General features: G+C 45.7%; 19 protein-coding genes. 1 reads left to right on the top strand and 18 read right to left on the bottom strand.

What is annotated here, in order from left to right; translation table 11 throughout:
* Nucleotides 1-377: 377 nt before the first annotated feature.
* The 13 genes from H9629_RS08785 to H9629_RS08725 form a co-directional block, all read right to left on the bottom strand.
* Nucleotides 378-938: a TPM domain-containing protein gene (locus tag H9629_RS08785; protein WP_191730938.1), complete on the bottom strand. Its 561-nt coding sequence runs from the start codon at nt 936-938 to the stop codon at nt 378-380.
* Entirely contained in the window at nt 932-1,987 is a 1,056-nt protein-coding gene (locus H9629_RS08780; protein WP_191730937.1) for a TPM domain-containing protein, read from the bottom strand. The genes H9629_RS08785 and H9629_RS08780 overlap by 7 nt, the downstream gene beginning before the upstream one ends.
* A 30-nt stretch (nt 1,988-2,017) precedes the next feature.
* A complete protein-coding gene (locus H9629_RS08775) occupies nt 2,018-2,608 on the bottom strand; it encodes a LemA family protein (RefSeq protein WP_191730936.1) in 591 nt (196 codons plus the stop codon).
* A gap of 184 nt (nt 2,609-2,792) precedes the next feature.
* The gene (locus H9629_RS08770) at nt 2,793-4,214 is read right to left on the bottom strand and encodes an FAD-dependent oxidoreductase (RefSeq protein WP_191730935.1); all 1,422 of its coding nucleotides are present in this window, start codon (nt 4,212-4,214) and stop codon (nt 2,793-2,795) included.
* 73 nt (nt 4,215-4,287) lie between these two features.
* A complete protein-coding gene (gltB, locus tag H9629_RS08765) occupies nt 4,288-8,763 on the bottom strand; it encodes a glutamate synthase large subunit (protein WP_191730934.1) in 4,476 nt (1,491 codons plus the stop codon).
* Nucleotides 8,764-9,211: 448 nt separating this feature from the next.
* Nucleotides 9,212-10,084 carry a hypothetical protein gene (locus tag H9629_RS08760; RefSeq protein WP_191730933.1) on the bottom strand — a complete coding sequence of 291 codons (873 nt, stop codon included), beginning with the start codon at nt 10,082-10,084 and terminating at the stop codon, nt 9,212-9,214.
* Between the two features lie 10 nt (nt 10,085-10,094).
* Nucleotides 10,095-11,174: a 3-dehydroquinate synthase gene (gene aroB / locus H9629_RS08755; protein ID WP_064094598.1), complete on the bottom strand. Its 1,080-nt coding sequence runs from the start codon at nt 11,172-11,174 to the stop codon at nt 10,095-10,097.
* Between the two features lie 28 nt (nt 11,175-11,202).
* Entirely contained in the window at nt 11,203-11,739 is a 537-nt protein-coding gene (gene aroK / locus H9629_RS08750; protein ID WP_064094599.1) for a shikimate kinase AroK, read from the bottom strand.
* Nucleotides 11,740-11,775: 36 nt separating this feature from the next.
* Complete coding sequence (pilQ, locus tag H9629_RS08745; RefSeq protein ID WP_064094600.1) at nt 11,776-13,941, bottom strand: type IV pilus secretin PilQ family protein; 2,166 nt, start codon at nt 13,939-13,941, stop codon at nt 11,776-11,778.
* Nucleotides 13,942-13,959: 18 nt separating this feature from the next.
* Nucleotides 13,960-14,487: a pilus assembly protein PilP gene (locus H9629_RS08740; protein WP_064094601.1), complete on the bottom strand. Its 528-nt coding sequence runs from the start codon at nt 14,485-14,487 to the stop codon at nt 13,960-13,962.
* A complete protein-coding gene (gene pilO, locus H9629_RS08735; RefSeq protein ID WP_191730932.1) occupies nt 14,487-15,206 on the bottom strand; it encodes a type IV pilus inner membrane component PilO in 720 nt (239 codons plus the stop codon). The genes H9629_RS08740 and pilO overlap by 1 nt, the downstream gene beginning before the upstream one ends.
* A complete protein-coding gene (locus H9629_RS08730) occupies nt 15,203-15,841 on the bottom strand; it encodes a PilN domain-containing protein (protein ID WP_064094603.1) in 639 nt (212 codons plus the stop codon). Before H9629_RS08730 ends, pilO begins: the two co-directional genes overlap by 4 nt.
* Nucleotides 15,841-16,899, bottom strand: coding sequence for a pilus assembly protein PilM (locus H9629_RS08725; RefSeq protein WP_064094604.1), 1,059 nt, complete (start codon nt 16,897-16,899; stop codon nt 15,841-15,843). Before H9629_RS08725 ends, H9629_RS08730 begins: the two co-directional genes overlap by 1 nt.
* A gap of 165 nt (nt 16,900-17,064) precedes the next feature.
* Between H9629_RS08725 and ponA the strand changes: the two genes are divergently transcribed.
* Nucleotides 17,065-19,587, top strand: a complete 2,523-nt coding sequence (ponA, locus tag H9629_RS08720) for a penicillin-binding protein PBP1a (protein ID WP_191730931.1) — start codon at nt 17,065-17,067, stop codon at nt 19,585-19,587.
* A 56-nt stretch (nt 19,588-19,643) separates the two neighbouring features.
* On the opposite strand, the gene H9629_RS08715 is transcribed toward ponA, so the two are convergent.
* Genes H9629_RS08715 through ftsI form a run of 5 tightly spaced genes read right to left on the bottom strand, consistent with a single transcriptional unit; the run spans nt 19,644 to nt 26,365 of the window.
* Entirely contained in the window at nt 19,644-20,447 is an 804-nt protein-coding gene (locus H9629_RS08715) for a putative RNA methyltransferase (RefSeq protein ID WP_005101392.1), read from the bottom strand.
* A 54-nt stretch (nt 20,448-20,501) separates the two neighbouring features.
* The gene (mraY, locus tag H9629_RS08710; protein ID WP_064102373.1) at nt 20,502-21,620 is read right to left on the bottom strand and encodes a phospho-N-acetylmuramoyl-pentapeptide-transferase; all 1,119 of its coding nucleotides are present in this window, start codon (nt 21,618-21,620) and stop codon (nt 20,502-20,504) included.
* Nucleotides 21,621-23,024, bottom strand: a complete 1,404-nt coding sequence (locus H9629_RS08705) for a UDP-N-acetylmuramoyl-tripeptide--D-alanyl-D-alanine ligase (protein WP_191730930.1) — start codon at nt 23,022-23,024, stop codon at nt 21,621-21,623.
* 9 nt (nt 23,025-23,033) lie between these two features.
* The gene (locus tag H9629_RS08700) at nt 23,034-24,530 is read right to left on the bottom strand and encodes a UDP-N-acetylmuramoyl-L-alanyl-D-glutamate--2,6-diaminopimelate ligase (protein ID WP_144723599.1); all 1,497 of its coding nucleotides are present in this window, start codon (nt 24,528-24,530) and stop codon (nt 23,034-23,036) included.
* A gap of 11 nt (nt 24,531-24,541) precedes the next feature.
* Nucleotides 24,542-26,365, bottom strand: a complete 1,824-nt coding sequence (ftsI, locus tag H9629_RS08695; RefSeq protein WP_191730929.1) for a penicillin-binding protein PBP3 — start codon at nt 26,363-26,365, stop codon at nt 24,542-24,544.
* Nucleotides 26,366-26,375 lie beyond the last annotated feature (10 nt).

Raw genomic sequence — 26,375 nt, 5'->3', positions numbered from 1 at the left:
ACCTCACACCCAAGTTGTCACTTAAATTTGAATGGATTGGGGAAAACTCAGCTTTTGAATGTTTATGCAACAAAGCCTGTCCATATTGACTTACTTATGGATTGTTCATTTTATATGGACACTTATGGAGTATCGATAAGGGTAAAACCCTTTTGTACTGTATTCATAACATTCTCCACAAATGTTTTTGTTTATTTATAAGCCTAAAGAAAAAGCTCATTTAGCTTAATTTTATATTTAGCACTAAGTATGCCAAGTTTTATTATAATAAAATTGAGAGAAAAAACAGCACTTTAAAAAAATATTTTTATTTTTGTAATCCTTATGTTTTATTTTGTGTAACTAACTGACAAAAATTGTCAGTTAGTTGACTAAAATCACCCCAGAATGATCGGTTTATTCCCCAATTCATTTTCTAAATCTATTATTTTCCGATCATAGTATTGATCTAAAACCTCTCCGATCTGCTTCACCCCTGCAATGACACCTTCTTTAAACTTCTGCTGGACCAAATGCTGAATAATATTTTGACAGATTTCATCCCAGACTTGCTGGGTGGTTGCATTTTTAATTCCACGATCAATCACAATTTCCACCTTGTGCTCGCAGAGGTTCAAATACAGCAGTACACCACTGTTATATTCGGTATCCCAAACCCCAATTTCAGCAAATAACTGTCGGGCCCGACATAAGGTATCTTGATAATAGGCAGATCGTGAAGGCAGACAGCCTTCGATCACCACCTGAATCTCCCCCACATGTCCATGCTCAGCTTCTTCCACTGCCACTGCAATCGCATGCTGATCCTGTTTGGAGAAAAAGCGCTTGGTTGCCGGCATATAAAAGAAATGCTTGAGCCAGCGTTTAAAGCTTGGCTGTGCATGTTCTTCCAGCTTGGGCTGCGTGACTATATCTGTCGTATCTGTAGTTGTTACCATGAGCCTGATGCTCCTCCCCCACCAAAACCACCACCGCCACCGCCGAAGCCGCCGCCGCCAAAACCACCACGACCACTACCGCCGCCTCGACCACCACCGGCCAAGAAGGCATGTAATATCAGCTGAGCTATAGAGGTGATCAATAAAAAGAAAATACCTGCACCAATCATCAAACTTGCAAGCAGCCCCATGCCATTTACCAGACCAGCAGCAGTCCCTGCAACTGCGGCAGTCGCAGCGCTCAGTTTTCTGCCGAAAATCATGGAACCTATGACACCTGCGACAATAATAAACAGCACACTACTGAACGTCGCCTTGCTGGCTTTTTGTGCCTGATAAGCCTGTTCCTGACGCTCTTTAAGCTCATCGGCCGCCTGTGCGGCAATTTCAGGATCCAGATTTAAAATCCGTTCTATTTCAGCCAGTCCTGAGTCGATCCCCTGAGCATATTGAGCCTGTTTAAAATACGGCGTGATCTTGTCATTGATAATCCGGCCTGCCACGATATCGGGCAGTACACCTTCCAGCCCATAGCCAGTCAGGATCTGAATACGGCGATCATTGATGGCAATGGTCATCAATAAACCATTATCGCGTTTGGCTGAACCGAGCTGCCAGGCTTCAGCAACGCGCATGGAGTAATCAAAAATATCTTCTTGCCCCGTGGTCGGAACAATCACGACACCTATTTGCCCTTTACCTTCATTATAAAGTTTCAGAATACGCTGACTGAGTTGCTGCTTTTCAGTGGCACTGAGTATATTGGCTTGGTCAATAATAGGTTGGTTCAGGCTTGGCAAGTCGCGCTGCAGCTGCCCTTCAGTCATATCATTGGCAATTTGTGGCTGTGATGCTGCTGCAGTTTCTGTTTCAGGTCCACTTTTTTGAGCTGAAGCATTTTGACCCGCTTTAGGCTGCAAAATTTCACGGGCCACGATGACTTCTTCAGTATCCGTAGCTGTGGCTGTTTCTGCTGACACAGGCGCTACCATACCCATGCCCAGCATAAGGAGCAACCCGGCACAGTATTTCAGCAGCATCTCAGGCATCTGATTTCTCGCTTATTTACAGATCAGTTATTATTCAAAGGAAACTGTAGGTGCTTTCTGTGCACTTTGCTCGGCGCTAAAGTTCGGTTTAGGCTCCATTCCGATCACTTTGGCAGTCATGACTTGCGGGAACTGACGTGCATAAGAGTTAAAGTCCTGAACCGTGGTAATGTAACGGTTACGTGCCACAGCAATCCGGTTTTCAGTTCCTTCCAGTTGTACCTGCAGATCACGGAACTGCTGATTGGCTTTCAGGTCCGGATAATTTTCAGTGACAGCCAAAAGACGTGACAAGGCACTGGTCATCTGCTCCTGTGCTTCCTGATAGCGCTGAAACAGTTCAGGATCTTCCAGTACTTCACGATCTACTTTCAGACCGGCAACATTGGCACGTGCTTGGGTCACTTCTGTTAAAACCTGCTCTTCATGCGAGGCATAGCCTTTGACTACATTGACCAGATTAGGTACCAGATCGGCACGGCGCTGATACTGGTTCTGGACTTCTGACCAAGCTGCCGTTACAGCTTCATCTTTGACTTGCAAGGTATTATAGCCACAGCCACTCAGGGTCAAGGTACTGGCCAGCATCAAAGCTATGAGAGATTGTTTTAATACACGCATGATGTCTCGTCCTCAATTCTTTATTGATATTTATATAATTAATTTGATTTTAAACACTATTTTTTGAAGTTTTGTTACTTTTTATAATATTTTTAATGCTTTCCATTTTAGGACTCAAACTTATCAAAGATTAAAAAACCCGCCGTGGCGGGTTGTTTGAATGACTTCAGTGAATTTCCAACTGTTAGATATCTAGATAATCCAGGATACCTTCAGCTGCCTGACGGCCTTCCCAGATTGCAGTTACCACAAGATCAGAACCACGAACCATGTCACCACCAGCGAAGATTTTTGGATTGGAAGTCTGGAATTTGTATTGTTGCTGCTCAGCGGCAACGACACGACCTGAACCATCCAGATTGATTTCCACATCGGTGAACCAGTCTGCTGGACTGGTACGGAAACCAAAAGCCAGCAGAACTGCATCTGCCGGCAGAATCTCTTCTGAACCTGGAATCGGCTCTGGACTACGGCGACCGCGACTGTCCGGCTCACCCAGCTGAGTAGTAATAAATTTCACACCAGTCACTTTACCATTTTCACCAACAACTTCGATCGGCTGACGGTTAAACTGAAAACTCACTCCTTCTTCACGCGCATTTTGCACTTCACGGCGTGAACCCGGCATATTTTCTTCATCACGACGGTAAGCACAAACTACCGACTCAGCACCTTGACGAATTGAGGTGCGGTTACAGTCCATAGCTGTATCACCACCGCCTAAAACGATGACTTTCTTGCCTTCAACACTGATGTATTCAGATGGATCTTTTTCCCAGCCCTGACAACGATTGACATTCGCAATCAGGAAATCCAGTGCATCATACACACCATCCAGATCTTCACCGGCAAAACCACCTTTCATATAGGTATAGGTTCCCATACCCATAAATACCGCATCATAATCAGAAAGTAGCTGGTCGATGGTCACATCTGTACCAATCTCAGTGTTCAGACGGAATTCAACCCCCATACCCGTGAAAATTTCACGGCGGCGTTTCATTACGTCTTTTTCCATTTTGAATTCTGGAATACCAAAAGTCAGCAAACCACCGATTTCCGGACGTTTGTCAAAGACTACAGGTTTTACCCCGTTACGCACCAGAATATCTGCACAGCCAAGTCCGGCAGGGCCTGCACCAATGATCGCAACTTTTTTGTCTGTCCATTTCACATTGGACATATCTGGACGCCAGCCCAATGCAAAGGCGGTATCGTTGATATATTTTTCTGCATTCCCGATCGTCACTGCACCAAAACCGTCGTTGAGGGTACACGCCCCTTCACACAGACGGTCTTGCGGACAGACACGGCCACAGACTTCAGGCAAGGTATTGGTCTGATGACACAGTTCAGCCGCCTGGAACAACCGGCCTTCAGACACCAGTTTCAACCAGTTTGGAATGTAGTTATGTACCGGACATTTCCACTCACAATACGGGTTACCACAACCTAGGCAGCGATGCGTCTGGTTGGCTGCAATTTCCGCGGTAAACGGTTTATAAATTTCTACAAATTCTGCTTTGCGGACATCAAGCTCTTTTTTCTCTGGATCTTGGCGTGCGACATCCAGAAATTGAAAGTCATTATGTAGGCGTTCAGCCATGTCTCTCTCCGTGGCTAGAGGTAAAGGCTTTACAGTTGCCTTACCTCTGCCTATATATCTGTTGGTCGTGGAATTATTGTGGATCAGCTTGAGTTGTTTTCAACAGCGTTTGCAAGTTGGCTGCTTTTGGTTTTACCAACCAGAACTTACGGCTATAGAAATCAAACTCATGGCGGATCTTGTACGCCCAAGCACTACCGGTTTCTTTAATATGTTCATCCAAAATGCGACCCAGGAAGGCTTTGTGCTCTTCCATCGCTTCCGTAGAAATACGGTTCAGCTCAATCAGTTCGTGGTTATAATGATCAACGAAGTCATTATCCAGATCAAGTACATAAGCAAAACCACCAGTCATACCCGCACCGAAGTTATGTCCGACTTTACCCAGCACTGTCACAATACCGCCGGTCATATATTCACAACAGTGATCACCTGCGCCTTCAATCACGGCAAATGCACCCGAATTACGCACCGCGAAACGCTCGCCCGCTGTACCCGCTGCATATAACTTACCGCCAGTCGCACCGTACAAACAGGTATTCCCAATAATCGCGGTATTTTGCGTCTGGAATGGCGAACCTTTTGGCGGGAAGATAGAGATGCGACCACCGGCCATGCCTTTACCGACATAGTCATTGGCATCGCCTTCCAGGCTGATGTGCAGACCACCAGCGTTCCAGACACCCAGTGACTGGCCCGCAGTACCATTCAGGTGAACTTTCACCGGATGAGCTTCCATGCTCAGGTTGCCATAGCGTTTCGCAATTTCACCAGACAGACGGGCACCAATCGAACGGTCACAGTTACCGATCATGAAGCTATATTCACCGCCAGTTCCCGCTTCAATCGCAGGTAGAATTTCATCCACCATTTTTTCAGCCAGAATGCCTTTATCAAATGGCGCATTGCCCTGTACTTCGCAGTACTGTGCTTTACCTTCTGCAGCAGGATGTGACTCAAGCAATTTACTTAAATCAAGATGTGCATGCTTTGCAGTTTCACCTGGCAAGACTTCCAGCAGATCTGTACGGCCAATCAGGTCTTTCAGACTCGATACCCCAAGTGCTGCCAGCCATTCACGGGTTTCTTCAGCAATAAAGGTGAAGAAGTTGATCAACATTTGTGGCTCGCCAATATAATGCTCTTGACGTAAATGATCTTGTTGAGTTGCTACACCGGTTGCACAGTTATTCAAGTGGCAGATACGCAGGTATTTACAACCCAATGCGATCATTGGGGTTGAACCAAAGCCGAAGCTTTCTGCACCCAGAATTGCGGCTTTTACGACATCCAGACCGGTTTTCAGACCGCCATCTGTCTGTACGCGAACTTTACCACGCAGGTCATTGACACGAAGGGCCTGATGCGCTTCAGAAAGACCCAGTTCCCACGGTGAACCTGCATGATGAATTGAAGAAAGTGGAGAAGCCGCTGTCCCGCCATCATAACCAGAAATGGTAATGAAATCGGCATAGGCTTTCGCTACACCTGCCGCAATCGTACCGACACCCGGTTCAGAAACCAGCTTAACTGACACCATCGCCTGTGGGTTAACCTGTTTTAAATCAAAGATCAACTGTGATAAATCTTCAATTGAATAGATGTCATGATGCGGAGGTGGCGAAATCAGGGTAACGCCCGGCACAGAGTAACGTAAACGGGCAATGAGACCGTTTACTTTACCACCCGGCAACTGACCACCTTCACCTGGTTTTGCACCTTGCGCGACTTTAATCTGGAGAACTTCTGCTGATGTTAAATAAGCAGGCGTTACACCAAAACGGCCCGATGCAATTTGTTTGATTTTCGAGTTACGGATGGTGCCGTAACGCGCTGGATCTTCACCGCCCTCACCCGAGTTTGAACGACCGCCAATCGTGTTCATGGCAATCGCAATCGCTTCGTGTGCTTCAGGTGATAGTGCACCCAAAGACATGCCGGCAGAGTCAAAGCGAGGCAGGATCTCTTCCACAGATTCCACTTGTTCGACTGGAATCGAGTTGTCTGTTTTGAGTTTAAATAAGTCACGAATGGTCGCAATCGGACGATTGTTTACCAGTTCTGCATACTCTTTAAAGTCTGCATAATTACCCGAACGCACTGCTTTATGCAGCGAGTTGATCACGTCTGGATTAAAGGCATGATATTCCTTGCCGAATACAAATTTCAGCAGACCGCCCTGATCAATTGGTTTACGGTTTTTCCAGGCAATATCCGCCAACTGTTTCTGGTCATTTTCAAGATCGACAAAAGTGGCACCCTGAATACGACTTGGCACACCGATGAAGCATTTATCCACCACTTCATTAGATAAGCCCACTGCTTCAAACAGCTGACCACCACGATAAGAAGCAACCGTAGAAATACCCATTTTCGAAAGGACTTTCAGTAGACCTTTTTCAATCCCTTTACGGAAATTGTTTTGTGCATAAATCGGATCACCCAATAACTCGCCTTTGGCAACCAGATCATTGATCACGTCATAAGCCAGATATGGATAGATCGCAGTTGCACCAAAACCAAGTAGCACTGCAAACTGATGCGGATCACGGGCAAAACCGGTTTCAATAATCAGATTGGCATCGGTACGCAAACCTGTCTTGATCAGGTGATGATGCACAGCACCGGTCACCATAAATGCATTGGCTGGCAAGTAGCCTTCACGGATTTTCTTGTCAGAAAGCACCAGTAAGGTTTTACCATCACGAATCGCCTGTGCAGATTCTTCACAGATACGCGCAATCGCTGCTTCCAGACCTTCAGATTCGGTATAGTTCAGATCAATATCTGCAATTTCATAGCCGGCACGACCCAGGGTACGGATTTGATGCATTTTAGAATTGGACAGTACCGGACTGGATACGATCAGACGATCTGCATGTTCAGGACCCTGTTCAAATACATTTTGTTCACGGCCAAAACAGGTTTCCAGTGACATCACAATCGATTCACGTAGCGGATCGATTGGCGGATTGGTCACCTGTGCAAACTGCTGGCGGAAATAATCCGATACATGACGTACCTGACGTGACAATACCGCCATTGGGGTATCATCACCCATTGAGCCTACAGCTTCCTGACCGCTTTCGGCTATCGGGCGCAGCAACTGGTCACGCTCTTCAAAGGTCACCATGAACATTTTTTGTGCTGCTTTCAGGCCATCGCCTTTTAAGCCTTGATCACATAAATATTCTTCCAGCTCTGGGCTGCCTTGCAGACGCACAGAATTTTCACGTAACCATTCGCGGTATGGACGCATACGTTTCAGATGATTATTGACATCTTGCGTATCCAGCACCTTGCCGGTTTGTGTGTCGATTACCAGCATTTGGCCGGGGCCAACACGTCCTTTAGAAATAACATCTTCAGGTTGATAACCCCAGACGCCAATTTCAGAAGCCAGCGTGATATAACCATTTTTGGTGATGACCCAACGTGCAGGACGCAGACCATTACGATCCAGCATACAGATCGCATGTCGGCCATCCTGAATCACCAGACCTGCAGGACCATCCCAGGCTTCCATATGTTTTGAGTTGAATTCATAGAAGGCACGCAAGTCAGCATCTAAAGTTTCCACATTCTGCCAGGCAGGCGGAACCAGCATACGCAGGGCACGGAACAGATCCATGCCGCCACCGACCAGAATCTCCAGCATGTTGTCCAGGCTCGAAGAATCCGAACCGGTGCGGTTCACAATCGGATTCAGTTCTGTTAAACCGGGCAATAACGGATTTTCAAATTTTGGTACCCGCGCCATGGCCCAGTTACGGTTCGCAGTAATGGTATTGATTTCACCATTGTGTGCGAGGTAACGGAACGGCTGTGCCAACGGCCAGCGAGGCAAGGTATTGGTCGAGAAGCGCTGATGAAACACCACGATATGCGATTCCAGACGCGGATCTGCCAGATCTGTATAAAAATCTGCAATCGCTTCTGGCATCATCAAGCCTTTATAGCTGATCACCGTTGAACATAAAGTAGTGACGTAAAAAGAAGTATCATTGCTTAACAGCTGCTCTGCACGACGACGCGCCAGGAATAACTTACGGTTAAATTCAACCTCAGTAACACCCATCGGGCAGTTTACAATCACCTGTTCAAATGCTGGCATCGATTGCAAGGCAATTTCACCCAAAGCATCGACATTGGTTGGAATCACACGCCAGGCCAGAACGATCAAACCTTCAGCTTCAATCTCTTTGTTTAAAACCTGTTTGGCGTGTGCCGCAAGCGCAGGATCAAGATTCAGGAATACCGAACCTACAGCAAAGACTTCACTTAAGGTGGTATCGCTTAAGCGTTTTGCTTCTTCACGGAAGAATTTTTTTGGCATCGCCAAGAGCAAACCACAACCATCTCCAGTCTTGCCATCTGCGGCAATACCACCACGGTGGGTCATGCAACTCAAACTATGAATCGCAGTCTTGACGAGATCATGGCTTGCATCACCCTGCATATGGGCAATTAAACCGAAACCACAGTTATCTTTAAACTCATCCGGTTGGTATAAACCTTGAGCGGGAGCTACATTATTAGGCGATGGCATGTGCATAGCGTACCCTTCTTTCACGAAGCCTCAATAGGCTGTTAAACAATCTAAATTCTTCTCTGCGCTGCGTTTAATGAACTTTCGAAGACTGTCTTGATAGAGCAAAAACATTGTTCTCTATTTCTTCAGCGTAGTCCTTTTTCAGACAGAATGCATAAAAAATAAAGTTTATTTTGCTGATGAATAACATAAAAATCAGGAATAAATATGACATTCACATAGTGTCATCGAATCATTTTTCGCGCTAAAACAGGGAGATTAATTCAATTCATGCACCAATAAAGCAAATTCCATGCCAATAAACAGAGCATAAATTAAAACAATACAGATGACAAAGATTTAGCGCAGATAAGCGCCAGACAGGTGATTTTCAATGTGCATTTTTTGCACCAAAAGCGCTCATTTTTGATTCTTTAATTTTCTAGGTGCGCTATTTTAGACCGGACTAATTAAATGGATCACTAATCTCGTTATTTTGAGGACGAGGATTAGTGTTCTGACTAGGACGAGAATTGTTTTGCGGTTGGGGCATACTCTCTACAGCGCTTTCAGATTTCTGCACATCGACCACATTTCCAGAGGTGTCACGACGCACAATTGTGGTACTGGTTGTAGCGGCATCAGGACTACGTGGCTTGATTTCTGGCTGGATTTGCGCTCTGACTCTTGCCGATTCATCTATTTTTGGCAAAGGCACATTTTTCAAATGAATGTCATAAATCTTTTGATTACTGGCTAATTCTTCTGAACCCAAACTATTCACCAAACTGACATACTGCTTGATTTGTACCACTTCAGGCTTGACCGAAGCAGGTAAATTCAAATTGAGGGTTGAAAGCGCCTGATTCGCTTGTGCCGCAGTCTTAAATTGACCATATAACAACACATACTGCTCTGGCTGATTTTCACCCGATATTCTTAAGTAAACAAAAGGCTTACGATCTGACTGTTTTTTAAGGAAACTTTTTAATATTGCTTCATTGGTCACGCGAAACAATTCAATTGCATGTTGGTTTTTCGCTTCATTAACAAACTTGGTACCGCGAAATTCCGGTTCATGACTGGCATTCACGATAGTACGCGTGGTCAGATCAAGTGGTTTCACTTCATCAGAAAGTGCACCAAGATGGGTCATTGTTGAGACTTTTTCTGGCTGAATCTGCAACTGAACTTCAGTTTCAGGCTTTTTTTCAATTTCGATGACATCATCTGAATCAGTAACCGCCCAAAAGACTAAGGCAGCAAATAGGCAGCATACACCACAGACCAGCCAGAAATAATGCTGAACCTTTTGCCAAGGAGTATGTAACGCTGCCATAAAACTAAACCTATACCTGATTGGCTAAAATTGCCTGTTTCATTAACTCGAAATCGAAGTCCCGGGTAATCACTGCTTGGCCTAATTGCTTTAACAACACCAGACGCAATTGTCCATTCAAGACTTTTTTGTCATGGGCCATATAGGCCAGAAAATCATCCAGAGGGATTTTAGGACAAACCACAGGAAGTTTGGCACGAGAAATGATTTTTTTTGTACGTTCTAAATCTTCTTGAGAAATCCAGCCCATACGCTGTGACAGATCCGCAGCCATCACCATACCGGTGGCGACAGCCTCGCCATGTAACCAGACACCATACCCCATATAGGATTCAATCGCATGACCAAAGGTATGACCTAAATTGAGTAAAGCACGTTCCCCTTGCTCCTTCTCATCATTGGCTACGATCCGTGCCTTATGTGCACATGAACGATAAACGGCTTCGGCAAGCAACTGCTCATCACGAGCAATCAGGCCTTCCATATTCGCTTCAAGCCAGACTAAAAATTTTTTATCACCAAGTAGGGCATATTTAATCACTTCAGCCAAACCTGCTGAAAGCTCACGGTCCGGTAAAGTAGCAAGCTGCGACATATCTGCCAGCACCACCTGGGGCTGCTGGAAAGCGCCAATCATGTTTTTACCCAGTGGATGATTAATCCCGGTTTTCCCACCCACACTAGAATCGACCTGCGACAGCAAGGTGGTCGGTACCTGGATAAAATATACTCCGCGCTGGAAGCAGGCCGAGGCAAATCCGGCCATATCCCCAATGACGCCACCACCTAATGCCAGTACAGTACAATCGCGGTTAAACCCGGCTTCAAGCAGAGCATCAAAAATCAGGTTCAGATGCTGGCTATCCTTATATTTTTCACCATCAGGCAAAATACAGGTCGCAACACGTTTGTCCAGAGCTTCAATTGCAGTTTGATAACGCTGCAAATAAAGTGGTGCAACTGTGGTATTACTCACAATCATCACTTGCTTGCCCTGAATATAGGGAGCCAATAAGGCCTTTGGATCCAGATCGCTTCCAATAAAAATAGGATAACGACGTTCTCCGAGTTCTACATATAAGGTTTGCATGCTTGATTAACCACTTGATTCAATGAACTTAATTTTTAGAAACAATGAGATTGAGAATCCGCTGCGCCAGATCTCGCGCAGCACCCTGATTGGTCTCAATAATATGATGTGCTACTTCCCGATACAAGGGATCACGAACTGCCAGTAAATCACGCAACTTTTGTTCCGGATTTTCGACTTGAAGGAGGGGACGGTTTTTATCGCGATAAGTACGTTGCAGTTGAATTTCAACCGGCGTATAGAGATAGACAACGATTCCGCGCTGTTTCAGATAATCTCGATTTAAGGTCTGAGTAATTGCACCACCGCCGGTGGCTAAAACCAGATGAGGACGTGAGGTAAGGTCATTAATGACAGCAGTTTCACGGTCACGGAAACCCTGCTCCCCTTCTTTTTCAAAAATCCAGGGAATAGTCGCGCCTGTTTTACGTTCAATTTCATGATCACTGTCTAGAAATTCACGCCCTAACAATTCTGCGAGATGTCGTCCTACTGTTGTTTTACCGGCCCCCATCGGCCCTACCAAATAAATATTTGGTAGGGTTTCAAACTCTTTGCTTGGCAAGGAGTCACCTATTCGTTTTGTTAAATTCAAAATATATTAATGATTTCTTGAAACACTGTCATTAACAATTCGAGGTGTAACGAAAATCAGTAGCTCACGTTTATTATCCGACTTTAAATCTTTACGGAATAAACGTCCTACATAAGGAATATCCCCCAGGAATGGCACCTTTGTTTGTGCATTACGGGTTTCCTGCTCAAAAATACCGCCTAGAACCACGGTTTCGCCATTATCCACCAAGACATTGGTAGTGATCTGGTTTTTGTTAATAGTCAACTGCCCAGTCGGTGTTGGGTTACCCGGTGAGTCACTGGTAATATTGAGTTCCATCTGTACTTTGCCATCTGGCGTAATGCTTGGTGTGACATCCAGACTTAGCGTAGCATCAATAAATTCCGTAGTAGATACTGCATTCGCACCACCACCCTCTGCTGACTGATACGGAATTTGAGAACCAGAGGCAACAGTTGCTTTCTGCTTGTCCGCAGTCAGTACTTTAGGGGTAGAAATTACTTCACCATAGCCATCTGCCTGAAGTGCAGAAAGCTCAAGATCCAGCATAAAATCAGAAAGGCTGATTAAACCAAAGGCGATACGACTGGCACCTGGACTGGTTACCCCCAAATCCACATTCAGGTTTTGTGGACGCTGAATATCATAGGTATACCCACCCAAATCATTTTCTTGAGGATCTCTGAGATCCCATAACGTCGTGTCACTACCACCGACCAGAAGACTATCATTGTTGGTAATCCCTTGAGACAGAATTCCCCATTTTACTCCCATCTCTTTGGTAAAGTCCGTAGTTGCTCGAACAATACGCGCTTCGACCATCACCTGCTTCACCTGAACATCAAGCAGATCTACCATATTACGGATTTTATCAATAAAGAGCTGGGTATCATTCACAATAATGGTATTGGTTCGTGCATCAACAGACACAGAACCACGGGAACTTAATAAACTTTCCCCACCCTCATTATTATTCGTGCTACTCGAGCCGCCTGAACTAGATGCGCCTTTATTCTGCGTAATCAGTTTCTCAATATCTGCTGCTTTGGCATAACTGAGCTGCATATATTCCGTCTGGATAGGCGCAAGTGCGACACTCTGCTTAATCGCCTTAGCTTCTTCCTCTTCCGCCTTTATCAGCTCTGTAACTGGTGCGATCCAGATCACATTGCCATTGCGGCGTTTATCCAGATTTTTGGTTTTCAGTACAATATCTAGCGCCTGATCCCAAGGCACCTCTTTTAAGCGCAAGGTAATATTACCTTGCACACTGTCCGCAGCCACCATATTGATATCGGTAAAATCAGCTAAGAGCTGTAATACACGACGGACTTCGATATCCTGAAAATCTAAAGAAATTTTCTTACCGGTATAGGCAACGGTTTTAGGACGCAAGGGACTCTTGGCTTCTGGTCGTTTCAAGCTGATGGTCAGCTTGTTATCAGTCTGATAAGCCATATATTCATAACTTTCCGCAGACTGAATCGTAATGACTCCTGAACCATTTTGATTCACAGCATCCACACTTGATACCGGAGTCGCGAAATCTGTCACATTAAGACGGCGGGTCAAATGAGCCGGAATCTTGGAACCTAAAGTGCGCACAATAACCTTGGTACCCTGCTGCTGTACATCAACAGGAGTATTATTTCCTAATAGATCAATAACGACCTGGCCTTCACCTTGCGCACCGCGCTGGAAACCAATGTTGCTAATACCCTGAGCTGACTGTTGCTGCACAGGTTGAGCTATGGCTACAGGAGTTGCCGAGTTAATTTTAAGAATAAAAGTATTGCCTTCTACTCGAGTGGTAAAGGCACCTGCATCTGTCAGATTAACCGTCAAACGGGCACGCTGTGCATCCGAAGTAACATCAACCGAACTGGCTTCACGCGTTGCGACCGGAATTTTGCTTTGTTTTAAATTCTGTTGGGCCTTGTCAAAGTCCAGAATCAAACGTGACGGTGATTCTAATTGATAGGCTTGTGGTTGAGGTGGTAAACCATTAAACATCACCCGAATTTCAGTTCCTTGACCAGGAAGCTGCATAGGTACCACATTCGTTACGGCCACTTGTGCGCTGGCTGCTTGCATCACCGCAATCGCAACAGCACCCATTGAAAACTGACGAAACACACGATTCATTGTATTAGCATCCCCAAAAATAAATTCTTTAATACTCTTATTCATTGTTATTCCTTTAAAACCTTATGGCGCCGGCCCGATGAGAACCAGGCTCCGCGGACGTTCCACATATCCTTCACGGCCATCTGGAATAATCTCAATCAGATTGATCTGTGTTGGTGTAATCCCAATCACGCGGCCATGATTAAGCCCCATATAGCTACCACGCTGGATCCGCTCAACTTCACCATCAGGGGTCTGGATTAAAGCCAGAATCTGCCCGGCCTGATTACGCATGCTGCCTTTCATGGTCAAAGTTTCCAGCGGATAACTTTCTAGCGGTTGCAGTTGACGTGATAGGTTTGGATAAACCCGTTTCCCCGCCATAATTTTCAGCTCAGCAGCCAGAGAGCTTGGTAAAAATGGGCTTTTGATCTGGTGCGCTGCATAATTAAAGGTTTCAACTGGCATAAAATCAGGTGCAGGTTCAATTGGTAAAGGCGGCTGATTACGAATATTGGCCATTTCCTGATTGACCGCATCAATACGGGAATCACATCCCACCAATAAAAACCCGAGCGTTAAAGCCGAAGTAATTTTAATTTTTTTCATTACTGCGCCCCCTGAGCCGTGCTGTCAGCTGCCGGCATTGCAGCACCGTCAGCATTACCGACATAACGATAAGTTTTGGCTTTTACCACATAATCAATAACTGGAATTTCAGATTTTTTCTCTTTGTTTTCAGTACCGGTAATAGTGAAATCATGTAGCGTAACGATACGTGACAAGCCGGCAATACTGCTCACAAAGGAACCAAAAGCGTGATAATCCCCAGTAGCTTCAATCGCAATTGGCTGCTCAATAAAGAACTCTTGCTTAATTTCAGGTTCCAGTCGGATATTTTTAAACTTCAGGCCTGAATTCACGCCGCTCAGGTTAATATCTTCAACCAGACCCGGAATTTCAGTTTCTTTCGGCAATTGTTCTAACTGCTGGTTAAAACGGGCTTCCATTTCCTGCAGTTGAATTTGATATTGTTGTAAGTTGCGTAATTTGGATTCTTTTTCGCGAAATTCATTCAGCAGGTTTTGTTCTTGGGCACTGGCTTGCGAAATCGACTCAATCGTGCTTCTGATCATGACAAAGTAAATCACTGCAAATGCCAATGCAGCAATGAAGATCCAGCAGGTAATTTTGACCGCTAAAGGCCAGCTACCATAATTATTTGGATCTAGAGTATTGAATTGTTGAAAAAACTTTTCAACAGTCATTTTATTTTTGGGTACAGCGACGACATCCTGGTTGAACTCATCGTACTCGTCATTACTCATGATGATGCCCCCGTAGTTGTAGTAACTGCTTGTTGTTCTTCGTTAAGTACTGGCTGAGCGATCTGATCCAGATCTACAGTTACAGTAAAACTGCCATAAGATTCTTCCACACGTGGAATAATCGAGCTCGGCGCCTTTTCTTTGGCTTCTTCAGCCACCAGGAAAGCGTTCATAAAGGCATTTCGATACCAAGATGAAGCTTCCAGATTGCGTAGCAGTTCAGCTACGGTATTAGGACTCTCAGCTTTACCTTCAATGGTAAATTTATCGCCGGTACGCTGGAATTTGGTGATGTACATATTGCTTGGGGTGACCCGCACAATTTCATCAATCAGATGTACTGCAATCGGACGCTGGGTCTGTAATCCCTGAATCAGTTTCATCCGCTCGACAATCGCATTACGCTGTTCTTGCAAACCTTCTAGTGCCTTTAACTGCACATCCAGATTCTGGTTGGTGCTTTGAATCAGCTGATTGGCCTGTTCATGATCCTGAAGTTTTTGATCATAATAAAACCAAGTAGAACCTGCTGCCGCTAAACCTAAGAACAGTGCCCCCACACAAATCGCCACGAATTCATTATTTCTTTTAATTCTTAGCTCATCACGCCAAGGAAGTAAGTTAATTCTTGCCATTAATCAAAACTCCTTAAGGCCAATCCACATGCAACCATGAGTGATGACGCGTCATTTTCAATTTTTTTAATATCAATTTGCGGAGAAAAGCCCATTTGCAAAAATGGATTCGCGATCGTGACACGGTAACCGAGTTTTTGTTGTAATAATTTTGCCAGCCCTGGAATATTGGCATTTCCGCCGGCCAGTAAAATATGGTCGATCTCATTGAACTGAGAGGATGAAAAAAAGAATTGTAATGAACGGGCTGCCTGCTGTACCACCGCATCCAGAAAAGGTTCCAGCACTTCAATATCATAATCATCTGGCAAGGCACGGGTTTTTTTAGCACGCCCAGCTTCTTCAAATGACAATCCATAACGGTTCTGAATTTCCTGAGTCAACTGCTTGCCGCCAAACACCTGCTCACGGGTATAAATAATCTTGTTGTTCTGCATGACCGACAAGGTGGTCATACTATGCCCAATGTCTAAAATGCCGACCGTATTAACCCCCATCGGCAAAGTATCCGAAAATACTTTAAAAGCATTTTCCAGTGCAAAGCTTTCTACATCTGCAATCTTGGGTGTCAGTCCGGCAATTTCCAAAACTTCGGAACGTGCTTCGACATTTTCGATGCGGGTCGCGACCAGCAGCACATTGACCCGGTTCGGATTGGCAAGACGGTCTGGCAGAACTTCAAAATCCAGACTGGCTTCATCGAGAGGGAAAGGAATATATTGTTCCGCATCTTCACGAATCTGAACTTCACGTTCGTCATCCGACATATCTGCATCCATCTCAATGATCTTGGTGATTGCCATTGAAGTGGGAATTGCAAAAGCGGTCTGATTCGACTGGGTATTGCCCAAATTAATTGCGCGCCCAAGCGCATCAGCAACTGCTTCTGGATTTAAGACATTTTTTTCAACAACACTGTTTTCCGATAATGGGACCAAAGCATAACTCTCTACCCAATAACGGCCACTTTTTACAGAAAGTTCTAAAACCTTAACAGAAGTCGAACTAATATCGACTCCTATTAACCCCTTATTCGGTTTACGATATAACCTGCGCACAATATACTTCCTATTATTTTTTTGTCCCCAATTCAATCTAACTTACCAATTGGTCCAGCCTATAATTTTATATAGATACAATAACTGATCTAACAATATGGATATCGACAGGATATACTGACCGGTAATTAGTTCGCCATTAGCTCTTATTAAAACTTACTTGTTATGAAAAAGCTATCTTGTTCAGGCCTTGTTCATCCATTTTTTTTGATCATTATCATTATACTGATCTCAATTCCGATGGGTTTCTATGGCATGTATCTCTATATTGCCCCATCTTTGCCTGAAATGTCCACGCTTAAAAAGGCACCTTTATTAAAGCCTTTACAAGTATTTAGTTCAGATAATGAATTAATTGCCGAATATGGCGGCAAGCTTTCAGTTCCCGTGAAATATGAACAAATTCCGCAGGAGTTTATTCATGCGTTCCTCGCAGCGGAAGATTCCAGCTTTTTTGAGCATAGCGGCATCAGCTTTAAAAGCTTGGGACGTGCCCTCAGCGAGACCGTGACCGGTTCAGATGTCCAGACCGGTGGCTCGACTATTACCATGCAAGTGGCAAAAAATTATTACCTCAGTCCTGAACGGACGTTGAAACGTAAACTGACTGAAATTTTTCTGGCCCGTAAAATTGAGCAAAACCTAAGTAAAAAAGAAATTCTGACCCTGTATGTCAATAAAATCTTTCTTGGAAAAAATGCTTATGGTATCGCAGCGGCAGCTAAAATTTACTACAACAAGAGTCTAGAAGAACTTTCAAATGCACAGATGGCCATGATCGCCGGCCTGCCTAAAGCACCTTCCCGCTATAATCCGGTTGCTAATCCCAAGCGTGCTTTAGAGCGTCGTAACTGGATTTTGGGACGTATGCTGCAATTGGGCTATTTAAACCAGAGCCAGTATCAGCAGGCCATTGCTGAACCGATTAATCTGGACATGCCGGATCGCAGTACCCGCAATAAATTCCCTTATGTGGGTGAAATGGTACGTTCTGAGCTGGTACAAAACTTTGGTGAACAGGCGATCGATTCTGGTTATAGAGTCTATACCACCATTCATAGTGAACGTCAGACCTATGCCGAGCAAGCGGTACAAGAAGGCTTAGAAGCCTATGACCGTCGACACGGCTGGCGAGGAGCTGAAGCTCATGATCAACCCCTTGAAAATTTCCGCGCCTATGCCAATACCTATCCTGCGCAAGTAACCAAGGTAGGCACTTCCAGCTTTGAAGCACTCATGCAGGATGGGAGCAGCGTGACTGTTCCGTGGTCAGGCATGTCCTGGGCACGTCGCTTTCGTAACGTTAACAGTGTAGGCGGGGCACCCAGCAAAGCCTCCCAGATTGTTAAAGTCAAAGATATTGTCCGTTTAAGACCCAATGAAAATAAAACCTCTTGGTCACTGGTACAGATTCCCAAAGTACAAGGACAGCTGATTGCTATCAATCCAAATAATGGTGCAATTGAAGCTATTGTGGGCGGATATAATTTTTATCAGTCGAAATTTAACCGGGCCATCCAAGGCTGGCGTCAACCTGGGTCTACCATTAAGCCTTTTGTTTATGCACTGGCTTTAGAACGTGGCATGACGCCACATACCATGGTCAATGATGCACCTATTACCATTGGCAAATGGTCACCGCGTAACTCGGATGGCCGTTATCTGGGCATGATCCCGCTACGCCGTGCCCTTTATCTGTCACGCAATACAGTCTCGGTGCGCTTATTGCAGACGGTCGGGATTGAACGTACACGTCAGTTATTTATGGATTTTGGTTTACAGGACAGTCAGATTCCACGTAACTATACCATTGCCTTGGGCACCCCACAGGTTCTTCCAATTCAGATGGCCACCGGTTATGCCACCTTTGCTAATGGCGGTTACCGAATTCAGCCGCACTTTATTACCCGTATTGAAGATGCCTATGGCAACACCATCTTTGAAGCCAAGCCTGAATATGCGTGCATTTCATGTATTAATGAAAAAGAAGAACCCGTTCAAGTCACTGACCCCATTACCGCCGATGATGAAGCAATTGCAATCAACAATACGACCTTGGGCCAGAAACCAGAGACTCCGAAAATTTCAGATGAAGACAGCAATTATCGTCAAGCAGAACGTATTTTAAAATCCAGCTCTGCCTATGACATGGCCAATATTTTGCGTGATGTCATTCAGCATGGTACCGGTCGTGCCGCATTAAGAATTGGTCGTAGTGATATTGGAGGTAAAACCGGTACCACCAATGATGCTAAAGATGCCTGGTTTGCCGGCTTCAATGGCAAGCTGGTAACGGTTACCTGGGTCGGTTTTGACCAGCCGACGACTTTAGGTCGCCGTGAATATGGTGGTGTAGCAGCTTTACCGATCTGGACCGATTTTATGGGCAAGGCATTAAAAGGCCAACCGGAAGCCTGGGTACGTTTAGACCGTAATGCCAAGGCACCTGTAAATCGCAACAAGGTGGTTCAAGGTGAGGAGCCGCAAAATCATCCGGCTTCTCCACCTCTGGCGACAGCACTTTACCGCCCTGCTCCAGTTGTCGTGCCAAAACGTCAGCAAAATGATTTTGAGGATTTACCGGATCAGCCAACGCGCTTACCAGATAATGAATCTGTACCGCCAGAACAGCCGCTACAGCCGAACCGGGTAGACTCCCTGGAAAACCTAATCGAAGAAGTCCAGTAATCTCCTGTTATATAAAAATAAAAGCCCTCAGTTGAGGGCTTTTATATATCCAATTTTTATTTCTTCTGGAACAGGAAAATCTGGAACTGGGCCATCAGTTCAAACCGGTCATGTTGCTCCAGAGCCAGACGCCGTTCCGGTTTGGCTTTATAGGCATAAGGGGTCATGGCAATCAGGTTTTTTAAATCAGCTTGGGGCAAAATCATTGGTGCGTCAATTACCTGCTCACGAACCAGATCAAATTCATCTTGCAGTTGCTCAACAAACTTTTGTGGCTCATGTGGTTTGACTTCTTCAAACAGTGCTTCACGCATAGCATATAAATGTTGTGGTGCCGGGGTCACCACCATCAGATAGGATTTTGGCTTTAATACCCGCAGGATTTCCTGTTTTGGAATCGGACTGAATAAACTGGTACAGAGATCAATCGATTCATCCAATACTGGCAAGGTTGCCCCGGTTCCCACCACCCAAGTAATGTCTTTATTCAGTCTGGCAGCCACCTGAACTGCATTCTTGGCAATATCGACCCCCACACATTGCAGCACTTCAGCCTGCATGGCATTGGTGTAATAGCCTTCGCCACAGCCGATATCCAGCAGGTTTTCAATCCGTAAATCTCGGATTTTCTCGACCACAGCCTGCTGTAGAGGCGCATAATGACCTGCACTCAGGAATGCACGGCGTGCCTGAACCGATTCAGGTGTATCACCCGGATTTTTACTATGCTTATGCTGAACTACATGCAGATTCACATAACCTTGTTTGGCCACATCGTAGCTATGATGATTCTCACATCGCCATGTTCTTTCATTTAAGCTCAACTGCTGGCGACAGACTGGGCACATGAGTAAATTCATCATTTTCTCCAAAACAAAAAAGCCGGCATGCGCCGACTTTTTCTCATGCATTTCTTAACGCAATTTTAAGGTCATTAGACCCAAAACTACCAGCATAATCGTAATAATCCAGAAACGGATCACCACCTGGGTTTCACGCCAGCCTTTCTTTTCATAATGATGATGTAGCGGCGCCATCAGAAATACGCGTTTATTACGCATTCTTAATGAACCGATTTGCAGGAATACTGAAATCGCCTCAACCAGAAATACACCCGCCATAATCGCAAACACGATTTCCTGACGAACCATGACAGCAATGGTACCCAGCATCGCACCGAGGGATAAGGCTCCAACATCTCCCATAAATACCTGGGCCGGATGGGCGTTATACCAGAGAAATGCCAGACCGGCACCGATCATCGCTGCACAGATCACCACCAGTTCAGACGAATATTTCACATAAGGAATATGCAGGTAATTGGCAAAACGCACATCACCCGCGAGGTAAGCGAATACGCCCAAACCTGCAGCCACCAGTACAATCGGCATGATCGCCAGACCATCCAGACCGTCGGTCAGGTTCACTGCATTGGATGCCCCATTAATCACGAAGTACGTGAAAATAATGAAGCCAATACCCAATGGAATGACCGACAAAGGAATGGTTAGATCCTTAAAGAATGGAATTAGCAAATCCAGCATATTCGCGGTATGTACCGGATTGGTTTGTTGCTGTGCAATCACATACAAGGCAATACCAGCACCCAACGAACCCACTGAAGTCCAGAAGAATTTTTTCTTCGCAGGCAAACCGGCATTGTCTTTATAACGGATCTTGATCCAGTCATCAGCCCAGCCCACGGCACCAAAAATTACCATCACCGCCAGCACAATCCAGACATAAGGATTAGACAGATCTGCCCAGAGCAAAGTCGAAATCCCGATGGATAATAGGATCAGCACCCCACCCATGGTCGGTGTGCCCATTTTCTTGGCATGATTTTCAGGAGCAAACGAACTGACCGCCTGACCATATTTCAGCGCCTGCAGTTTGCGGATCATGATCGGACCCAAGACCAAACCAATGGTCATTGCCGTCAAGACACTCAGCAGAGCACGTAAAGTTAAATAACGAACTACCTGAAACGTGCTATCAAAGCCCGCCAGATGGTCAAATAGCCATAACAGCATTTAGAGTTTCTCCATCAATGCAGCCATCAATGTTTCCATATGGGTATAACGCGACCCTTTGAACAGCAAAGATATCGGCTGGGGATGATGTGTTTCAATCAAATCAATTAAAAACGGTAAGGCCTGCTCCTGATTCAGGAAAGCCTGCATTTTCTTACCATATTGCGTACTACGGGCACCTTCTTGTGCGGCAGGAGCGAATTCACCCACAGCCACCACAAAATTAATACCTTTTACCGAGACCAGATCCCGACCGAGCTTGTAATGCTCGATTGCGGCAGATGAACCGAGTTCACCAATATCGCCGGTCACCATCACCCGGATGCCTTGCTGCTGTGCTAACACTTCAGCCGCCGCTCGCATTGAGCCCGGATTGGCATTGTAGGTGTCATCAATAAATAAAAATTCTTTGTGCGGAATAAAGTTCAGACGGCCTTTAGCACCGACTGCCTGTTCCAGGCCAGCCACGATATCATCAAGATTAATACCAATCGCCAAGGCAAATGCAGCGGCAGCTGTGGCATTCTCGACATTATGCTCGCCGGCAAATGGTAACTGAACTGTTTTCGAGCCTTGTGGCGTATTCAGTGTGAAGCTTGAAGATTGAGCTTCAAGCACCATATCGCTGGCATAGACTTCACCACCCGTACCAAAACTTAAGCTTTTTTCAGTTCTTACTGCGGCACGAATGGCTTCAGCAAAATCATCGGCAGCAGGAATAATCGAAGTCTCAGAGATATGCGCATAAATTTCGGATTTTGCACGGCAAATTCCGTCACGGCCGCCAAATTCACCCAAGTGTGCCGTGCCAATATTAATAATTCCGGCTACATGCGGCTGCACCATGTTTGAAGTGTAATCAATTTCACCCTGATGACTTGCACCGAGTTCCATCACCGCATATTGATGTTCAGAACGCAGCTCCAGCAACATTACTGGCACGCCAAGGTCATTATTCAAATTACCACGCGTCACCAAGGTCGGCGCAAGACGCGACAGGATGCTCCCCAGCATTTCTTTAGTCGTGGTTTTACCACTGCTGCCGGTCAAGGCAATCACTTTGAGCTGAGGATTCTGCTGACGGCGATAAGCCCCCAACAATCCCAATGCCAGACGGGTATCTTCTACCACCAGTTGGCAAATATCAGCATCCACTGGACGGCTGACAATGGCAATGTCACAACCTTGAGCCGCCACTTGCGCAATAAAGTCATGCGCGTCAAAACGCTCGCCTTTCAGCGCCAGAAAAGCATCACCTGCTTCTGCATCACGTGAATCGGTCAAAATCCGTTTGATCTGGCCTGCAGGCTTTTTATCATTCAGCCAGTAGCCTTGGGTGGCCTGCTGTAATTGTTCTATACTCCACGGCTCCAGCGCCGCAGTACTTGTTGTTGAGGTATGCATATCTGAATCCTAATGCGCTGAATAGGCAGTATCTGTGTTGCAATGCTGGCCATCAATCGCAGCCTGCACTTCGACCACGTCATCAAACCAGTGACGTACGCCATCAATTTCCTGATAATTTTCGTGCCCTTTTCCTGCAATCACCACAATATCACCCGCCTGCGCCTGTTTAACGGCAAACTTGATTGCTTCACGACGGTCATGAATTTCATGATAGATTTTGCCGGAAAAATCGATGCTATTTTTCATATCCGCAAAAATTTGTGCCGGATCTTCGGTCCGCGGGTTATCAGAAGTGAGAACTGCGATATCGGAACCCTCTAATGCAGCTTGGGTCATCAGTGGACGTTTACCGCGATCACGGTCGCCGCCACAGCCGAAGACTGCCCAGAGATTTTGTGAGACATGCCGTTTCAAGGTCACCAGAACCTGAGTCAGGGCATCCGGGGTATGGGCATAATCCACCACAAACAGACGTTCGCCATCACGCAGCACCTGCATCCGACCGGGCGCACCTTTGAGCTGGGGCACAGTTGCAATCAAACTTTCCAAGTCAAATCCGGCCTGTTCCACCATGATCAGACTAGCGACCAGATTTTCAATATTGAAATGACCCAGCAGTGGACTGTTAACCATATATTCAGCAGAAGCAGTTTCTAGTTTAAAGGTCGCACCTGAAATGCTGTACTGAATATCCTGAACCTGATAATCCGCTTTTTGCTTGGTGGAATAAGTCAAAATTTTAGGCTGTGCCGGATTATTTTTCGCGGCATCCAGCATGATCTGTGCATGTTCATCATCGATATTGATAACAGCCACTTTTAAAGATTCAAACCGGAATAAACCAGACTTTGCTTCTGCATAAGCTTGCAGCGTTCCATGATAATCCAGATGGTCACGACTCAAATTGCTGTAGCCTGCAATCTCGATATCACAACCATTCAAGCGGCCTTGTTCCAGACCATGCGAACTGGCTTCAATCGAGGCAAACTCCGCACCGGCCTGCGCATAGCCATGCAAGGCATTTTGCAGTTGCAAGGCATCCAGGGTGGTATGCGAAGATGCTTCCAGATTTGGCAAAATCCCGTTACCCGTGGTACCCATCACTGCACAGGCTTTACCTTGCAGCATGATGAATTCAGCCACCAAGCGAGAAATCGTGGTTTTACCATTGGTGCCGGTAACTGCCAGAATTCGAGCAGCTTGAACAGGTTGAGTCGCTTGCAAATACTGCTTTTGCCACTGCCCCATCAGATAACGCACATCTGCCACTACCAGATTTGGAGATACCTCCAGCTCAGTTTCTGAAATCACGGCCAATGCACCCTGATCCAAAGCTTTCTGGGCAAATTGAGCAGTTTTTTTTGGTTGTGACAGGCTGGTCAGGGCAATAAAAATCTGTCCCGGTTTGACTTTACGACTATCCAGCTCGAAGCCCTGAAAGGATTTCTTCATCCAGTCAGCGACCTCATGAGAGGTGTAGATATCTTGAAATGTAATAGACATTGATCACCTATTTACTGGACTTTGGGAGTTTCTAAAGGTTTGTCCAAAGGGACATTCAGGAGACGCAGAGATTCCTGCATCACGCGGGCAAAGACTGGTGCAGATACGGTACCCCCATAGTAGGTACCCTGTGGGTTTTCTACCACTACCACCATGGCGATCCGTGGATCACTGACGGGTGCTACACCGGCAAATAAAGCCCGGTATTCATTGGTCGAATAACCTTTACGGTCAGCACGCAGCTTATGTGCAGTACCGGTTTTACCTGCCACGCGATAGCCTGGAATGGTGGCGCGAGTCGCCGTACCACCTGGCAAGGTTGCGGTTTCCATCATCATCAGCACCTGATCGGCAATATTGGCATCGATCATCTGTTCACCCTGCGGCTGTTCTTCCAGCTTATACAGACTTAGCGGCATTTTTACGCCTTTATTGGCCAGCATGGCATAGGCATCAGCCAGCTGAAGTACCGTTGCATTCAGACCATAACCATAGGACATGGTCGCCACTTCTGACACATTCCATTTGCTAGGAGGCAGAATCAGACCGGCACTTTCACCCGGAAATTTCACCGCTGACCGCTGACCAAAACCCAAACGTTTATAGAAGGTCGGCAAGGTTTCATACGGCAGCGACAAGGCCAGTTTAGCCACACCAACGTTAGATGATTTCTGGATAATACCACCTAGGGTCAACTGACCATAATTATGGGTATCACGAATGGTATGATTACCTACCCGCATACTGCCTGGTGTGGTATTCACCACTGAATTCGCTGTATATTTGCCACTTTCCAGCGCCATTGCCACGGTTAGCGGCTTCATGGTCGAACCCGGTTCGAAGGAATCGACCGCCCCGCGGTTACGCATGGCATCCTTGTTAAGCAGGCTGTTTTTGTCATTTGGGTTATACGATGGCCATGAAGACAGCGCCAGAATTTCACCGGTTTTGACATCTACAGCAATCGCAGTCGCCGAACGGGCATTGTTGGCAACTCCGGCCGCAGTCAGCTCACGGTACATGATATATTGCAGACGCGAGTCGATACTTAAGGTAATATTTTCGCCCGGTTCAACTTCTTTAATCACTTCCGGTTCTTTAACCCGGTTGCCTTTCTTATCTCGAATGATCTGCTGCTCGCCATCCTTACCAGAAAGACGGGCATTCAGCTGCATTTCCAGACCTTCAATCCCTATGCCCTCACTATTGGTCAGGCCAATAATCTGAGAGTTCGGCTGCGGCTGCGGATAATAGCGCTTATAGTTTTTCTCGGTATATACGCCCTGAAAATTACGCTTCATGATCAGTTCGGCCTGTTGTGGCGGAACTTCTTTTTTCAGGATCAGATAACGTGAACGCGGACGTTCTTGCATTTTTTTGCGCAGTTCTGCCCGATCCATACCGACTGCATCAGCCAGCTCATCCAGATTCAGGTTTTTATCCGGCAACTGACGTTTGAGTTTGCGGCTATTCGGTTCTTTTTCCAGCGCCAGCATGGTTTCATCATAGAGCTTTTTATTGTCAAAATAATCACGTGGATCAATCACAATTTTCATGATCGGGGTACTAATCGCTAATGGAATCCCATTACGATCATAAATCACGCCACGCATCGCCTTGATGGTATTGGTTCTTAAAATATTGGCATTGGCTTTATTCTGCAAAAAATCTTTATTAATAATCTGCACATAGAAGGCACGGCAAATCAGTGTCACGAAACACAGCAACACCACCGCCCACATGATGTAAAAACGATTGATATAAACATTTGAGGCATTTTTGTCGGTGACCGATTGTTTTTTACGTACCGGTTGCTTCTTTCTCTTGTCTACCATGTCCGAACGC

The sequence above is a fragment of the Acinetobacter pecorum genome, assembly GCF_014837015.1.
Lineage (GTDB): Bacteria > Pseudomonadota > Gammaproteobacteria > Pseudomonadales > Moraxellaceae > Acinetobacter > Acinetobacter pecorum.
Note: the sequence above shows the minus strand (reverse complement) of the source record. Positions and strands in the feature narration are given on the sequence as shown.

Excerpts from the sequence above, each read along its gene's own strand:
- H9629_RS08785 (WP_191730938.1), bottom strand. The coding sequence starts at position 938 with ATGGTAACAACTACAGATACGACAGATATAGTCACGCAGCCCAAGCTG.
- H9629_RS08780 (WP_191730937.1), bottom strand. The coding sequence starts at position 1,987 with ATGCCTGAGATGCTGCTGAAATACTGTGCCGGGTTGCTCCTTATGCTG.
- H9629_RS08775 (WP_191730936.1), bottom strand. The coding sequence starts at position 2,608 with ATGCGTGTATTAAAACAATCTCTCATAGCTTTGATGCTGGCCAGTACC.
- H9629_RS08770 (WP_191730935.1), bottom strand. The coding sequence starts at position 4,214 with ATGGCTGAACGCCTACATAATGACTTTCAATTTCTGGATGTCGCACGC.
- gltB (WP_191730934.1), bottom strand. The coding sequence starts at position 8,763 with ATGCCATCGCCTAATAATGTAGCTCCCGCTCAAGGTTTATACCAACCG.
- H9629_RS08760 (WP_191730933.1), bottom strand. The coding sequence starts at position 10,084 with ATGGCAGCGTTACATACTCCTTGGCAAAAGGTTCAGCATTATTTCTGG.
- aroB (WP_064094598.1), bottom strand. The coding sequence starts at position 11,174 with ATGCAAACCTTATATGTAGAACTCGGAGAACGTCGTTATCCTATTTTT.
- pilQ (WP_064094600.1), bottom strand. The coding sequence starts at position 13,941 with ATGAATAAGAGTATTAAAGAATTTATTTTTGGGGATGCTAATACAATG.
- H9629_RS08740 (WP_064094601.1), bottom strand. The coding sequence starts at position 14,487 with ATGAAAAAAATTAAAATTACTTCGGCTTTAACGCTCGGGTTTTTATTG.
- pilO (WP_191730932.1), bottom strand. The coding sequence starts at position 15,206 with ATGAGTAATGACGAGTACGATGAGTTCAACCAGGATGTCGTCGCTGTA.
- H9629_RS08730 (WP_064094603.1), bottom strand. The coding sequence starts at position 15,841 with ATGGCAAGAATTAACTTACTTCCTTGGCGTGATGAGCTAAGAATTAAA.
- ponA (WP_191730931.1), top strand. The coding sequence starts at position 17,065 with ATGAAAAAGCTATCTTGTTCAGGCCTTGTTCATCCATTTTTTTTGATC.
- H9629_RS08715 (WP_005101392.1), bottom strand. The coding sequence starts at position 20,447 with ATGAATTTACTCATGTGCCCAGTCTGTCGCCAGCAGTTGAGCTTAAAT.
- mraY (WP_064102373.1), bottom strand. The coding sequence starts at position 21,620 with ATGCTGTTATGGCTATTTGACCATCTGGCGGGCTTTGATAGCACGTTT.
- H9629_RS08705 (WP_191730930.1), bottom strand. The coding sequence starts at position 23,024 with ATGCATACCTCAACAACAAGTACTGCGGCGCTGGAGCCGTGGAGTATA.
- H9629_RS08700 (WP_144723599.1), bottom strand. The coding sequence starts at position 24,530 with ATGTCTATTACATTTCAAGATATCTACACCTCTCATGAGGTCGCTGAC.
- ftsI (WP_191730929.1), bottom strand. The coding sequence starts at position 26,365 with ATGGTAGACAAGAGAAAGAAGCAACCGGTACGTAAAAAACAATCGGTC.